The following is a 15464-nucleotide window of genomic DNA, read 5'->3' as shown; positions in this document are numbered from 1 at the left end:
AAGAGAGTGAAAAATAGATTCGGTACAGGAAACACATTTAGGAGGACCCTGCAAATGAGGAAGATACTAGCTTTTCAGAAAGAAACGGAACGACGCCGGAACAAATGGTTCACCACAGCGGCTGCCGCTCTGGCAGGTTTTGCCCTGTCTTTTCAAGTGGTTCAGGCAGCGGATGACGAATTAGAGACCGTTTATCACGTTTATCTGGACGGGGAAAGTGTAGGAACGGTAGCGGATAAGCAAACGGTTGATGAAACCGTCGACAAGGTGCTGGCGGAGCATGAGGATGGTTACAAGGGTTATTCGTTGACCCCCGGCGAAGATATTTCCTTCGTTCCAGAGAAGGTGTTTGAGCCTGTGACGGAAGAAAAGCAGGTCGCCAAAACCTTGGAAGACGAAATCACCATCAATATCGATGCCTATCAATTGGTGATCGGCGATGAAAAGCTTGGATTTTTCAAAAGCGAACAAGAAGCAAAGCAGGTCCTTTCCTCTTATAAAGAGAAGTTTATCGATGCAGAAGTGCTGGAAAAGCTGGAAAAAGGCGAATCCGGTGTTTCCGTTGATGATGGCAAAACGACCGTGACAGGAGTAGAACTGTCCAAAGATGTAAAGGTATCGGAAGCAAAAGCGGAACCCGATGACATGCTGTCTCAGAAACAAGGATTGGAACAGTTGGAAAAAGGGACGCTCAAGGATTCTGTCCATTCTGTAAAAGAAGGGGAAGTACTCGGGGAAATCGCCGGAAAATACGATATGGACACCGATGAACTGCTCGATTTGAATCCGGATTTAACAGAAGAATCGCTGCTGCAAATCGATCAGGAAATCCGTGTTGCCAAGCGCGAGCCTTATTTGCAGGTAATTGTTTCAGAGGAAACAGAGAAAGAAGAAGCGATTCCTTATGAAAAAGAAGTGAAAGAATCCGATTCGCTTTACAAAGGTGAAACAGAAGTCGAACAAGAAGGCGAAGAAGGCAGCAAACAAGTCCGTTATGCAGTGAAGAAAGTGAACGGACAAGTTTCCGAGGAGAAAATCCTGGAAGAAACTACGACAGAGGAACCGACGGACGAAATCGTCGTGAAAGGTACCAAGGTCGAAACTTCCCGTGGAAGCGGGTCTTTGCAATGGCCGGCGGTCGGCGGCGCGATCACCAGTCAAATGGGGCAGCGCTGGGGAAAGCAGCATAAAGGAATCGACATCGCCGGTGTCAGCAATCGTTCCATTCTGGCGGCTGACAACGGGATGGTCGTTTCGGCAGGCTTTACCAATGGCGGCTATGGAAACAAAGTCGTCATCGACCATCGTAACGGCTACCGGACGGTATATGCGCACCTGGCTTCTGTCAGCGTGAAAACTGGACAAACGGTAGCGAAAGGTAGTAAAATAGGAGTAATGGGTTCGACTGGTGATTCCACCGGAGTCCATCTACATTTTGAAGTATATAAGAACGGGGCATTGCAGAACCCGGCCAATCTTTTTTAATAGAATACAAATTTTCCACTTACCAAAACAATGCGGCCCTTGTCAAAATGATGACAAGGGCTTTTGTACAGGATAGAATGTGGCAGGCCGGGCACTCCCCGCTTTCATCGGGAAAAAGGACAGACAATGCAAAGTACGTTAAAATAAACCTAACAAAGAAACGAGAAAAGGATGTGGCGTCATGAGTCAAAAGATTCTAGTGGTAGACGACGAAAAACCGATTGCAGATATTTTGAAGTTCAACCTGGAAAAAGAAGGTTATCAGGTCGTATGTGCCTATGATGGGGACGAAGCCATCGAACTGACCAACAAAGAAAACCCGGATTTATTGTTGCTCGATATCATGCTTCCGAACAAGGATGGCAATGAAGTCTGCCGGGAAGTCCGCAAAAACCATACGATGCCGATTATCATGATTACTGCCAAGGATGCCGAAATCGACAAAGTGCTCGGCCTCGAGCTGGGTGCGGACGATTATGTGACCAAGCCTTTCAGCAACCGGGAAGTAATTGCCAGAGTCAAAGCGAATTTGCGCAGGCAGCAAGTGGTTCCGGAGGACAACAGCCGGGCCAATAAAGATATCGCGATTGGCAGCCTGGTGATCCATCCGGACGCTTATACAGTGACGCGGGACGGCGACCAGGTGGAATTGACCCACCGTGAATTTGAACTGCTTCACTACTTGGCAAGACATATCGGCCAGGTCATGACCCGTGAACATCTGTTGGAAACGGTATGGGGCTATGATTATTACGGAGATGTCCGCACAGTCGATGTTACAGTGCGCCGTCTGCGGGAAAAAATCGAAGACAATCCGAGCACGCCGGTTTGGATCGTGACCAGAAGAGGTGTCGGCTATTACCTGCGCAACCCTGAACAGGAGTAATGCTATATGAAGAAGGTCGGTTTTTTCCAGTCGATCCGATTTAAAATTGTCCTTATCTATATTTTGCTGTTGTTATTGGCAATTCAAGTGATTGGATCCTATTTTGCCATCCGGCTGGAAGAAAATTTAAAAAAGAATCTCAACGATACGATCGAAGAACGGATCGAAGGGTTAAGTTATTATTTGGAACAGGCTTTTCAGAAGGAACGAAGCGACGATGAAGAAGGTCCGACCTTGCAGGAGGACGTCCAAAACATTCTCAACCGGGTCGACAGCAGTGTTTTTTCCACCCTACAGGTATTGGACAGGCAGTATCGGGTGCTCGGCGCCAAAAATGAAATATCCAGCAATATTGTCGGCAGCCGGAAGACCGGAGATCCGCGAATCACCCGGGCATTGATTTTCGGTGTGGAAGAAAACAGCACGATGCGTGACCCGGAGACCAATAAGCGGATGAAGGTGCGGGTTTTACCGATAGGAGGCGAAGAGGATCCGGACGGGATTCTTTATTTGGAAGCGTCGATGGAAGACGTTTACGACCAAATGGGAAACATCAACGATATTTTTGCCAAAGGGACCGTGATCGCCATCGCCATTTCCATCGTCTTGGGAATCTTGGTCGCGCGTACGATCACCAAACCGATCACCGAAATGCGTAAACAGGCAAAAATCATGTCCACCGGAGACTTTTCCCAAACGGTCAACGTATATGGCACCGATGAAATCGGTCAGCTGGCAATGACCTTCAATGATATGAATGACAAATTGAAGCAGGCCCATAACACGACCGAGGGAGAACGCCGCAAATTGAGTTCCGTCTTGTCCAACATGTCGGACGGAGTCATCGCGACAGACAAAGAAGGAAAGGTTTCCTTGATGAACGAACCGGCCCTCCAGCTGATTCGCAAAGAGTTCGAAGAGGTGAAAGGCCAGCCGTTGATCGAGGTGCTGCACTTAGAAGACGAAATCGACGATGATATGCAGGCGGATACTGGATCGGTCACCATCGATTTCAGCGATGACGAGGAATTTTTCTTGATTAAAGCGAATTTCTCGGTGATCCAAGATGAAGATGGGAACTTCGGCGGCTTTATTACCGTCATCAGCGATGTAACGGAACAGGAAAAAGTCGAGCAGGAAAGAAGAGAGTTCGTTTCCAACGTTTCGCACGAGTTACGGACGCCGTTGACGACGATGCGGAGTTACCTGGAAGCATTGACGGACGGTGCCTGGGAGGACAAAGAAATCGCTCCGAAGTTTTTGGATGTCACGCAAAACGAAACAGACCGGATGATCCGGCTGGTCAACGACTTGCTGCAGCTTTCCAAAATGGATAACAAGGCAACCGATCTTTACATGGAGCGGGTTGACTTCATTACATTTTTCCATCATATCATCGACCGGTTCGAGATGAACAAGGCCGAAGAAATCATTCTCGATCGCAGATTGCCGAATAAGGAATTTTTTGTGTGGATGGATAAAGACAAATTGACCCAGGTGGTCGACAACATCATTTCCAATGCGATTAAGTACTCACCGGACGGCGGCCGGATCACCTTCCGGGTGGACAACAACCGCAACAGACTGACAGTGTCGATCGCCGATCAGGGCATGGGAATCGCCCAGGAAAAGGTGGACAAAATCTTCGACCGGTTCTACCGGGCTGACAAGGCCCGTTCCCGGAACCTTGGCGGGACAGGGCTCGGCCTGGCGATTGCCAAAGAAATCATCGAAGCCCACCATGGTCACATATGGGCGGAAAGCAAGGAAGGCAAGGGGACGACCGTCCATTTCACATTGCCGCTTATCAAAAGAAGCGGAGGTGACAAACGATGAGGCTCGAAATGATCAAGACATTGGGCTTGTCGGCATTGATTGTGGCCAGCTTGCTGCTGACCCTGGGGATTTGGAATTACAAGCCGAATTACGATGAGACGGAAAACGTGGAAAGCAATTATACCGATGAACCACTGGAAGCCGGCCAGGAGGAAGCCAAAAAGAGTGTCATAGAACCGTCGAAAGTCATTTTCCAGACGAATGGCACGTTCTCTTCCTTTGAAAACCGGGACGACCAGGAAGCTTTTTATCAAGAGATGCAAGAATGGTCGCTTGCCGGCTTTGATCAAGGCATCCAAACCGACCAGGAATTGCCTGACAGTGATGAGTATACCGCCCAGCTAATATTTCCTTTAGAAGTGCCGGCTGGATCGATAAGGGATTTGTTTTCACTGGAAGAGAACTCCGTCAATCAAGTACAACGGGGTTCGTTCGACCGGATCTTTCTGAAGGAAAACAACCGTGGTACCGTCGAATTGGTATTTTACAACACGGAAGCAAAGATGAGCATGGAGGCAGAGGTACAGAGTGCCGGTGCGGCCGATGTTCTGGCCCAATATGTCGATATGGACGATAAAATTACTTATATCGAGTATGCAGAAAATGCCGGGGCACCGATTTACATCCCGCAAGAGGAACCGGAAATAAACGATCTGACTTTTTCGGTCGATACGTTTACGACCTTCGCCGATCTGGATCCGCTGCTCAACAACTTGTTTACAGACCGGGAAGTGTTGACATCGAACCCGATGGAGGGCGGCGGTAAGTCATACTCGGACGGCATCCGGGAGCTCCGGGCCTATGAAAACGAGAAATATATGGAGTATATCAATCCTCTGCCGGAAAACCGTACGATCGAGGGCACGGAACTGGTCAACCAAACAATCAATTTTCTCAATGCCCATAGAGGCTGGACCAACTCTGCCAACGATGAATATCAGCTTTACAATATGAACGTGCAGCGGAATGAAGTGACGTACCGGCTTGTCTATAACGAGTATCCCGTCTTCGGTCAGAACGATAAGCAGGCGACCATACAGATAACCTGGCGCAACCAGCCTTACAAGTATGACCGTCCGTTGTTCAAATTGGGCGAGGCGTTTGATTACGGAGAGCCGCCTGATTTACCGAGCGGTATGGAAATCGCGGATTATCTGGAAGATACCAAAGGCAGCAGCAGTATTAAGGATATCGCCCTCGGTTACAAATTGATCGATGAAGGCATATCGGTCCGGCTGATGCCGGCCTGGTTCAAGCAGGACAGTACCGGCTGGAGCGAGCTGGATTTAAGCGAAATGTCCGGTTTGGGGGAGGGATAAGCCATGCAATGGGGACAAATCAAAACACTATTCATCATATGCTTCCTTATTTTGGACATTTTCCTGCTCCAGCAGTTTTTGAAGACAATGGATTCCAGATCGCCGTCCGGCGATATAACGGAAGTGAAAGAAGATGAACTACTTGAGGGGAACGTGGAAGGACTTGATAAGCTGCCAGAGGAGCAGGTGAAGGATTCGTATATAACGGTAAAAGCGCGTAACTTCACCGCTGAAGACGTGGAAACCCTCAAGTCGATGAGCGAACAGGAAGTCTTCCGGCTCAGCGGCGGCAACCTGTTGTATTCAGAATTCAAGGATCCGGTGCCGATAGACCCGGATAGCTCGAACGCCGACAAAGAATTGGCACTATCCGAGCATGTACTTTCTGGAGGAGAATACGTCTATTGGGGTCAGGATGAAGTTTCCGGCGCCTTGATTTTTTTCCAGACAAACAACAGCAAGCCGATTTATTACAGTCAGAGCAGCTTTATCGTAGCCTTTACCAACGAGGACAATGAAATTACCAGTTACCTCCAGTCCGCGCTTGATGAAGTGGAAAGATCGGAGCCAAAAAGCATTATTACAGCGAAAACTGCGGTGAATAGCCTATTCAAGGCAAGTGTGTTGCCAATGGATCCAGAAATAGCGGAAACTCCGACAATAGGTTATTATTCGTTCGTCGATCTCGATGAAGGGCAGCAGGTTTTTGCACCTTCCTGGCACTTTGCCATCAATGAGAGTCTGCATTATGTGGTAATGGGTTATGAAGGACAATTTTCCCAGCATGACAATCCGACGTTTGTCCGGAATACGATCCGGAAAGCGCAGGATGGTATGAGGGACGCAAAGCTATCCGACGAGAAAACAGAAGAATTGCGAAATGTGTACCAAAGGTTATTGGAATCAACAAGGGTGAGTGATGAGGAATGACGTTAAGCTTTAGTGTGCTTGCATCAGGAAGTACAGGAAATGCTTTTTATATAGCGACAGAAAAAGAGAAAATCTTAGTCGATGCGGGATTGAGCGGAAAGGAAATGGAACGGCTGATGAGCGAAGTGGATATCGATCCCCACAGTCTTACCAAGCTGCTTGTCACCCATGAACACAGTGACCATATCAAAGGGTTGGGCATCATGGCCCGACGTTATCGACTGCCGATTTATGCCAACGAAAAAACATGGAAAGCGATGGAAGGATCAATCGGCAAAATCGATTTGGACCAAAAATTTGTGTTCAATATGGAGGAAACAAAGGCTTTCGGCGACCTGGACGTGGAATCGTTCGGCGTCTCGCACGATGCGGCGGAGCCGATGTTTTTCACCTTCCATCATGAAGGAAAAAAAGTGGCTCTCGTTACCGATCTCGGTTATGTATCCGAACGCATAAAAAAAACCGTAGAAAATGCCGATGCCTATATTTTCGAAGCCAACCATGATGTATCCATGCTGCAGATGGGCAGATACCCGTGGAATGTCAAACGACGCATTCTCGGCGATAGCGGCCACGTTTCCAATGACGATTGCGCCCTGGCATTGAGCGATATCATCGGAGACCAAACAAAGCGTATTTATTTGGCCCATTTAAGCAAAGATAACAACATGAAAGAATTGGCCAGAATGTCCGTGCAAAACTATTTGAACGACCATGGTTTCACCATCGGCGACAAACTGCACCTGCATGATACAGACCCGAAGACGCCGACCCCCCTCTATGAAGTAGTTTAACCGGACTGGCGAAAGGAAACACTATAAACGGCAAGATGTATGTTTTTCCAGGTCAGAAAGGATGGGTGCGATGGGCTATTATGATGATCATTATCAAACAAACAGGACGACTAAGAAAAAAAGGAACTGGTTTCTGCCTTCCCTTATCGGAGCAATCATCGGAGCGCTGATTGTGATTGTGGCACTTCCAGCCTTGCAGGAAGCAGATTTGCTGCCATTCCAATCAGCTGAACAAGGTTCCAATGAAATTACCCAGGGAAATGGCGACAACTCACAAGCCGGTCCTACTTCCAATGTCAATGTCGACGTATCGACGCAAATAACCGAAATCGTCGGCGAGGTGACCCCCGCTGTAGTCGGTGTGGTCAACATTCAATCCTCTACGAACTTCTGGCAGCAGGAGGAATCAGGACAAGCCGGCACCGGTTCCGGCGTCATTTATAAAACGGAAGACGGAAGCGCCTATGTGGTGACCAATCATCACGTCATAGAGGGCGCCGACGAAGTCGAAGTGGTGCTTTCGGATGAAACGCACGTATCCGCGGAGCTGCTCGGCAGCGATGTGTTCACCGATTTGGCCGTTTTGAAAATGAGTGCCGATCAAGTCGACAAAACGATCGAAATCGGCAGCTCGGATAGTGTCAAAGTAGGCGAACCGGCAATCGCCATCGGGAATCCGCTCGGGTTGATGTTCTCCGGATCGGTGACCCAGGGAATCATCAGCGGCAAGCAGCGTGCCATTCCGCAGGACTTTGACGGTGACGGACGGGCTGACTGGCAGGCAGAAGTCATCCAGACGGATGCCGCCATCAATCCGGGGAACAGCGGCGGTGCGTTGATCAATATGAGCGGGCAATTGATCGGAATCAACTCGATGAAAATCGCCCAGTCTTCGGTAGAAGGAATCGGCTTCGCAATCCCGATCGACAGTGCGACTCCGATCATCGAACAGCTGGAGACAGAAGGAACGGTCACAAGACCATACTTAGGTGTTGAAGCATATTCCCTTGAGGAAGTAGCCCAGGTGGAGTGGGAGCGGAGACTGAACCTGCCTGAAGAAGTCGAAGGCGGCATCTACTTGCGCAGCATCGAACCGATGTCTCCTGCAGACCAAGCTGGCTTGAAAGAACTTGATGTCATCACCAAGCTGGATGGCGAGCCGATCCAGGATGTGATTGGATTGCGCAAGCACCTCTATCAGGAAAAACAGGTCGGCGAGGAAATGACGGTGACTTACTACCGTGACGGAGAACAGCAAGAAACGACAGTGACCCTCGCCTCCCAGGAGTACTGATAAAGGCAACAGGTGGAGACAAAACCATGGAACCAAAGCAAAAACCGAGCGATATTCGAATGCAAAGCATTCGAGTTCGTTCGTTTTTTTTTTTTTGTACTAAAACTCACTCTAGGGGATGAGGACAACGGAATTGCAGTTACTCCCACAGTTATGCACAGGCTGTGGATGGAATTGAGGATAACTCTCCATATCTGGTGGCGAACATTCATTCTAGCACCAAATAAAGTGAACGGTTGAAAAACTTGTGGACAACTATCGTGGATAACCTGTTTATACGCTAGGAAAACATGTGTATAAAAAGGGACAGTGATAATTGTGGACAACCTTGTGCATAACTTGATGTTACGGTGAATAACCGTGTACCATGCTTTTGAAAATTAAATTGATTTTTACGAAAATTTATTATAACCTATACTTATTAAAACCATTTTAATAACTGAACAGGAAGGGAGGAGGAATATGGATTCCATATCCACCGCAGGCGGGGCCGAGGTGATGAAACGGCAGAACAGGTCGTCGGTTCTGCATGTATTGCGGAAAGAAAGCCCTGTATCCAATGCGGAGATGGCCCGTCATACCGGACTATCGGTAATGTCGGTTTCGAACATCGTCAAAGAATTGCAAGCATGCGATTTAGTGGAAACCACAGGCAGCGGAGAGTCACAGGGCGGAAGGAAACCGACGCTCTATCAGCTGCACGAGCAAAACTGGGTGATAAGTGTCGCCATCCATGTGGATAACATCCAAACAGCCAAAATCAATCCCCAAGGGAATATCGTACAAGTCGAAAAGAAATCCATATGTGGACAACTCCGGCAAAACGAGTGGGCTGCATTGGTGTGCGACCTGATCGATCAGTTACTGGAAAACACGGAAGACCAAGCAAGGCCGTTGGGAATCGGTGTTTCCGCTCCCGGTCCTGTCGATGTGGATAGCGGAACGATGTTACATCCTCCCAACATCAAAGCAATCGAACAGTGGGAAGTCGCCGCATTGTTACGGGAACGCTATAGGCTGCCGGTGGTACTGGAACGGGATGCGAATGCAGCAGCCCTGGCGGAATACTGGTTCGGTTCCTCCGAGAATAAAAGCAGCATGCTCTACGTACTGGCCGACCAGGGAATTGGCGGCGGCATTATTTTTCAGGGGAAAATGTATCGCGGTTTTTTAAACGGAGCGGGAGAACTCGGCCATCATACCATCGATATGGACGGACCCAAGTGCAGCTGCGGCAGTTATGGCTGTCTGGAGGCACTGGCTTCCGGAATCGCAATGACGAAAAAGGCGGAAACGATGCAAAATCAGAGGGAAGCGCCTTCTTCAGAAAAGCAGCAGATCACGCTTGAAAAAATTTTTCAAGCCGCGATGGCTGAGGTGCCGCTTGCCATGCAGCTGTTGGAAGAATCGGCGAACTACTTGGGCGTAGGTATCGCCAACGCAGCAAATATCCTCAATCCAGAGGAAATCATCATCGGCGGAGCGATTGTCCACGGTTATCCGGCTGCAATGGAAACCATTTCGTATCTCGTCAACGACCGGATTTTGTACAACGGAAACAATTCGATGATTATCAAACGGTCGCAATTCAAGGAAGAGGCACAGCTTGTCGGAGCTGCGGCGGTGATTCTGGATCATTTGTTTTCCAACCCGCAGCTGTTAATGAAATGACAAACAGGGAAAAGGTGATAATATGGGAGTTGCAGTAGGAGTAGATATCGGGGGAACAAAAGTGGCCCTGGCACTGGTGAATGAACAAGGCGAAATCAGCAGGCAGAGCAAACTGAAAACAGATAAATCCGTTGAGCCTGGCGTGATGATACAGCGAATCATCGAAGCAATTGAACAGCTGTTGAAGGAGGAAGGACTGGCATCCGACCAGATTTCCGGTATCGGTATCGGCTCTCCGGGTCCGTTGAACAGCAAGGCAGGGGTCATCTCCTGTCCACCGAATTTGCAAAACTGGAAGGACGTTCCGATAGTGGAACAGGTTCGCGGACATTTTCCGGTTCCTGTCGTGCTGGAAAACGATGCTAACGCGGCGGCCATGGCAGAAAAATGGTTAGGCGCCGCACAGGAAAATCAGGATTTTGCTTACATGACCATCAGCACCGGAGTCGGAGCCGGGTTGTTTGCAGACGGCAAGTTATTGGGCGGAGCCCGTGGCAATGCCGGCGATATCGGGCACACCGTCGTCGATCCGTCTTACGGCCAATGCCCGTGCGGCCAGAAAGGCTGTCTGGAGTACATCGTCTCTGGAACCGCCATCGCCAATCGCGGTTCGGAGCTGGCGGGAGAAACACTCACGACCGAGGAAGTGTTCCAACGATACGACCAAGGCGATGCCAACATCGTTCCTTACATTGAAGACGTATTCCGTTTGATCGGTGTCGCCTGTGTGACATTGATCAACACCTTCGATCCGGAAAAAATCGTGATCGGCGGCGGAGTCTCCAAGGTTGGGGAACCATTGTTTGCGAAAGTGCGGGATTATGTCAGCCAATATGCATTGAACCCTGCCGGCCGGGAAACAGAAGTAGTACCGGCTCAATTGGACCAAAATGCCGGTGTCGTCGGAGCAGCAGGGCTGATTTTAGCTTCATGAACACCATGGAAACAAACATACATAAGGAGGAAAAGCATGTACAAGGAACCGATTTTTTTAGAGCCCGTTTTTCAGGAGCGGATTTGGGGCGGCCAAAAATTGAAAACGGAATTTGGCTACGATATTCCCTATGACCATACCGGAGAGGCCTGGGTGATTTCCGCCCATCCGAACGGACCGAGCCGGATCGTCAACGGCCCTTTGCAAGGCGGCACATTGAAGGATGCCTGGGAACAGCACGGCGAATTGTTCGGCGAAGCAGCCAAAGGCGGGGAAGACTACCCCTTGCTGGTGAAGATCCTCGACGCGGCCAACGATTTATCCGTCCAAGTGCACCCAGATGACACGTATGCAAGACAAGTCGAAGGAGAACCATACGGCAAAACGGAATGCTGGTATGTCATCGATGCAGAAGAAAACGCGGAAATCATTTTCGGCCACCATGCCGGCAGCCGCGAAGAATTCAAGCAAATGGTCGACAGCGGCCAGTGGGATGACTTGCTGCGCAAGGTGAAAGTGAAGGCCGGAGATTTCATCTATGTACCGAGCGGAACCATCCATGCCATCGGAAAAGGCATCGTGATTTTGGAAACCCAGCAAAGCTCCGATATCACCTACCGGGTATATGATTACGACCGGACCGACGATCAAGGCAACACAAGGGAGCTGCACCTGGATTCAGCGATCGCCGTTTCGACCGTTCCACATGAAACAGTCGAGATCGAGCAAAAACAAACAAACAAAGACGGTCTGACCTCCAACCGTCTCGTCCAGCAGGAGTATTTCACCGTGTACCATTGGGAGCTGGACGGAGAAGTCGACCAAGCTGTAGAAGAGGACTTCCTGCAGGTGAGCGTACTGGACGGTGAAGGAGAAATAACCGTGGAAGGAACCACTTTCACCTTGAAAAAAGGCGACCACTTTATCGTGCCATCCACTGTCGAGCACTATCATTTATCGGGGAAAGCTTCATTTATCGTTTCCCATCCATAAGGAACAGGCACCAGGAGAAAAACAGGCTAAATCGCAATGATTTGGCCTGTTTTTACTTTTATGTATCCTTTTGATATCTGATAAGGATGGGGAAATTTCATGGTAAAATGAAGGAAGGATGGTCCGGAAACAAACCTGAAGGATCGTCAATAAGCATTAGGGCGGGATGGGCTTGGAAGAGAACATATCAAATGTAGTAAAAATGATTCCGGAAGTGGAACGAAATCAAAAAGTTGTCATCGGAATAGATGGATTAAGCCGTGCCGGGAAAACCACCTTTGTGCAATCCATTGAACGGCACATGCAAGAGAAAAAAATTCCGGTTTGTGTTTTCCACATAGACGATTACATTGTCGAGCGAAAAAGTCGTTATCATACTGGATATGAGGCGTGGTATGAGTATTATTATTTGCAATGGGACATAAAGTACCTTGAAAAGTATCTATTCGAAAGACTTAAAGACACAACTGAACTACCGTTACGGACATATGATGATTGTTCCGATACGCAATCATTACAGACAGTCATCATTCCTGATACCTGCCTGATTATCATCGAAGGGGTATTTTTACAAAGAAAAGAGTGGAGACATCATTACGATTTTATGATTTATCTGGATAGCCCCAGAGAAAAGAGATTCCATCGTGAAAGCAATTCAGCAAGAAGTGACAGAGAAAAGTTTGAAAAGCGGTATTGGAAAGCGGAAGACTATTATTTGGAAACCGTTTCGCCACTCGAGCAAGCAGATATCGTTGTTCGGAATTGAAATAAATACTTGGCATCCGCCAGTTCGTTCGAAACGATTAAAAAGGTGGCCGGATATGTGGACAAATAAAGATAATAATTGCAGTAACCTTAGTTTTTGCTATGTTTTATCTGGAAATGAAGATACAAAAGGAATATTTCTTTTAAGTGCCGGATTATTTTCATAGTGATTGGACTTGTAAGTTTTTCAAGAAATAAGAAAGAGAGAACTATAAAAAACCAAGAAGGAATCTTTGATTTAGTAACAGGAACTTTTTTCATCACTTACTCCATATTCCAACATGTATTTATCTTTATTGATTCTTCTTATCTTACTTTCCCTCGCACGCCCCTGCACGTTTATGGTTTAAACGCCTCCCTTCTCCCACAGCATCCAAACAAGAGCCATCAGGACAAGGGACTGACCCCTGTCACACAGGGATTATCCCATATAGAGATTCTCCTTTTCTAAACCGATTTGCTGTTCCTAAGAAAAATCCTTTATTACTCAGAAAAAAGCTCCCAAATAGATGGGAGCTTCTAGTATCAATAACCGACTTCGACAGCGGCATTGACGATATACATCAAATCGTTCTCATCGTTCTCTTCTTCAAGGATAATGCCGCTGGAGGTTGCCATTCCGCCATCTGTCAATTCGACCTTCGCGGAACCAAACGGGATCACCTTTTTCACTTCTTCCTTGTCGAGCTGTTGCCTGTCCAACGGTACAGCGAGACGCACATTGACTTTCATGTTTTCCAACGATTGCTCCGGCAGGCTCTGTTCAATACCGGGCATCGAATTGGAAAGTATCGCATCTTCCACTGCCCGGACGGCTGCCTTGGTGATGTTCTGGCCATGCACGTCGATACCTGTTCCGGTCTGTACGAAAAGAATTTTATCCATGGGAAAATCTCTCCTTCCAAGTGAATAGAGATCTTGCCAAAGTCGAGAGGTACAAATAGCTTACAGTGAACATTTCCCGTTAAAGAACGGGGACAAACTTGCGAATATGATTAGTCTGGTCAGACATACTGAGGAGATACAGCGGATTACATAAATATACACAACAATCGGAATCCTCTTAAATATTTATTAGGTGTATTGTTTAGCATTAGGCTTCATCTTTAAAAGCAAAGATTTTAGACCTTTCATATACCAGTTACACATTGGAGTTATAAGCCAACTCTTTCGCCTGTTCTGTGAACTTGTGTATTGATACTACCCATGCTGCAACCGCAGAATAGTACTTTGTGGCCCCCAGTATTTCCCGCACAGCCTTAATTTCTACGATCTTGAACGCTTTTTTGCTGTAATTTAGGCTATAATTTTATATATTAATAACTCTTAATAGACAATTGATAACTAATTATTAAATCAGTAAAAAAAAGTGCTGGATGGAGATATTTAACTCCACCAGCACTTTCTCGTTAACCTTACACTATCTTTTTATCTATTCTAATTTACACTGGTTAAAGATCTGTCAAGGGTGGCGGCATTTTCATCTTGTTCCATTAAGGTTAACTTTAGTCCCAACGCATTACTGATTTTTTCAATTGTATCCAATCTCGGCACAGATCCTTCTTTTTCTATTCTGGCAATAGCAGACTGTTTTAATCCGGTCATTCTCGCTAAATCTTTTTGGGTGATACCTAGTTGCTTACGACGAGCTACTAATTGGGCGATTAGTTGTATTTGTTCTAATTCCACACTGTCGAGCGCATGGATGTTTTTTTTATAATCCGCCCATTTCATTATTTTCCCTCCTTACTAAATTCATTTAACAGTTTTAATCTTCTCATCATCACTAAATTTTTTTATTACTAAATTCTTATTATTAGATTTTCATTTAGATGCTTAAGACGAATTACTAATACGACAAATGAATTTGTTCTAATTCCCTTTTGTCGAGCACGAGGACGTTTTTTGCAATTTGCCTCCTTTTCACAATTTCCCTCCTTACTAAAATTATTTAACTGATCTTAAATAAAAATATTACTGTAAGCAATCTTCTAGCCATTTGGCCAGGGAGGGGTATCCCTCCCTGATGATACATGGTACTAACCCGTAATGCGATTTTCTCCGTAGGATAGCCAATCCTTCATTTCCTTTTCTGCTTGTTCAATTTCTCGTATAGGAGTTTTCTTTGTTTCTTTCCTAAATGCATGTAACAAAACAATTTGATTACCTTTCCAACCAAAGAAAAGAACTCGGTGGTCTTTGGGGCGTAACTCCCAGATGCCGTTTCCAATATTCTTTGTATAAGGTAAACCTGCTCTCGTTCCCAATTTTTCCAAGATCTCAATGTAAAGAGTAATCTTTCGCAGTAATTGCTTGTCTTTCTTGTTGTTTGTGGCTTTTAGTTGTAATTCATCGAGAAAATCTTTTACGGGAGCACGACCACGATCATCTTCATAGAAGATTACTTCGTAGTTCATATTATGCTCCTTTCAAACTTATGTTATAACTTATTTGTTATAAAAATAACATATTCGTTATAAAATGTCCAGAAGGAACTTTTAGCAGAGACATCAGTGAATTAAACATCGATTATCGGTAGTATGAACAAAAAACAAGA

At 46.8% G+C, this 15464-nt stretch carries 15 protein-coding genes; 11 read left to right on the top strand and 4 right to left on the bottom strand.

The annotated features are described in order from the left end of the window. Nucleotides 1-54: 54 nt before the first annotated feature. The 11 genes from F6X55_RS00175 (at nt 55) to F6X55_RS00125 (ending at nt 12908) form a co-directional block, all read left to right on the top strand. Nucleotides 55-1485, top strand: a complete 1431-nt coding sequence (locus F6X55_RS00175) for a M23 family metallopeptidase (RefSeq protein WP_153461441.1) — start codon at nt 55-57, stop codon at nt 1483-1485. 181 nt (nt 1486-1666) lie between these two features. Beyond that, nucleotides 1667-2371 (top strand): response regulator YycF, encoded by a 705-nt coding sequence (gene yycF / locus F6X55_RS00170; RefSeq protein WP_026568888.1) that lies wholly within the window; start codon nt 1667-1669, stop codon nt 2369-2371. 6 nt (nt 2372-2377) lie between these two features. Next, nucleotides 2378-4207: a cell wall metabolism sensor histidine kinase WalK gene (gene walK / locus F6X55_RS00165; protein WP_026772070.1), complete on the top strand. Its 1830-nt coding sequence runs from the start codon at nt 2378-2380 to the stop codon at nt 4205-4207. Beyond that, the gene (locus tag F6X55_RS00160; RefSeq protein WP_026772069.1) at nt 4204-5526 is read left to right on the top strand and encodes a YycH family regulatory protein; all 1323 of its coding nucleotides are present in this window, start codon (nt 4204-4206) and stop codon (nt 5524-5526) included. The genes walK and F6X55_RS00160 overlap by 4 nt, the downstream gene beginning before the upstream one ends. 3 nt (nt 5527-5529) lie before the next feature. Continuing rightward, complete coding sequence (locus F6X55_RS00155; protein WP_026568885.1) at nt 5530-6456, top strand: two-component system regulatory protein YycI; 927 nt, start codon at nt 5530-5532, stop codon at nt 6454-6456. Next, the gene (locus tag F6X55_RS00150; RefSeq protein ID WP_026568884.1) at nt 6453-7250 is read left to right on the top strand and encodes an MBL fold metallo-hydrolase; all 798 of its coding nucleotides are present in this window, start codon (nt 6453-6455) and stop codon (nt 7248-7250) included. Before F6X55_RS00155 ends, F6X55_RS00150 begins: the two co-directional genes overlap by 4 nt. 70 nt (nt 7251-7320) lie before the next feature. Continuing rightward, nucleotides 7321-8544 carry a S1C family serine protease gene (locus F6X55_RS00145; RefSeq protein ID WP_026568883.1) on the top strand — a complete coding sequence of 408 codons (1224 nt, stop codon included), beginning with the start codon at nt 7321-7323 and terminating at the stop codon, nt 8542-8544. A gap of 462 nt (nt 8545-9006) precedes the next feature. Further along, the gene (locus F6X55_RS00140; protein WP_153461439.1) at nt 9007-10215 is read left to right on the top strand and encodes an ROK family transcriptional regulator; all 1209 of its coding nucleotides are present in this window, start codon (nt 9007-9009) and stop codon (nt 10213-10215) included. 22 nt (nt 10216-10237) lie between these two features. Next, the gene (locus F6X55_RS00135) at nt 10238-11149 is read left to right on the top strand and encodes an ROK family protein (RefSeq protein WP_153461437.1); all 912 of its coding nucleotides are present in this window, start codon (nt 10238-10240) and stop codon (nt 11147-11149) included. Between the two features lie 36 nt (nt 11150-11185). After that, the gene (gene manA / locus F6X55_RS00130) at nt 11186-12142 is read left to right on the top strand and encodes a mannose-6-phosphate isomerase, class I (protein ID WP_153461435.1); all 957 of its coding nucleotides are present in this window, start codon (nt 11186-11188) and stop codon (nt 12140-12142) included. Nucleotides 12143-12308: 166 nt separating this feature from the next. Then, entirely contained in the window at nt 12309-12908 is a 600-nt protein-coding gene (locus F6X55_RS00125; RefSeq protein ID WP_153461433.1) for a kinase, read from the top strand. Between the two features lie 524 nt (nt 12909-13432). Here F6X55_RS00125 and F6X55_RS00120 read toward each other — a convergent pair. From F6X55_RS00120 to F6X55_RS00105, 4 genes are all read right to left on the bottom strand, one after another. After that, nucleotides 13433-13792, bottom strand: coding sequence for a Lin0512 family protein (locus tag F6X55_RS00120; RefSeq protein ID WP_026568878.1), 360 nt, complete (start codon nt 13790-13792; stop codon nt 13433-13435). A 256-nt stretch (nt 13793-14048) separates the two neighbouring features. After that, nucleotides 14049-14171: a restriction endonuclease gene (locus tag F6X55_RS20375; protein WP_419866444.1), complete on the bottom strand. Its 123-nt coding sequence runs from the start codon at nt 14169-14171 to the stop codon at nt 14049-14051. A 173-nt stretch (nt 14172-14344) separates the two neighbouring features. Next, nucleotides 14345-14641, bottom strand: coding sequence for a helix-turn-helix domain-containing protein (locus F6X55_RS00110; RefSeq protein WP_153461431.1), 297 nt, complete (start codon nt 14639-14641; stop codon nt 14345-14347). 305 nt (nt 14642-14946) lie between these two features. Beyond that, on the bottom strand, nt 14947-15324 hold the full coding sequence (locus F6X55_RS00105; RefSeq protein WP_153461429.1) for a type II toxin-antitoxin system RelE/ParE family toxin: 378 nt from the start codon (nt 15322-15324) through the stop codon (nt 14947-14949). Nucleotides 15325-15464: the final 140 nt, after the last annotated feature.

The sequence above is a fragment of the Sediminibacillus terrae genome (assembly GCF_009602435.1).
GTDB classification, from domain to species: Bacteria; Bacillota; Bacilli; order Bacillales; family Amphibacillaceae; genus Sediminibacillus; species Sediminibacillus terrae.
The sequence above is the reverse complement of the archived record's forward strand: the minus strand, read 5'-3'. Positions and strand labels throughout refer to the sequence as shown.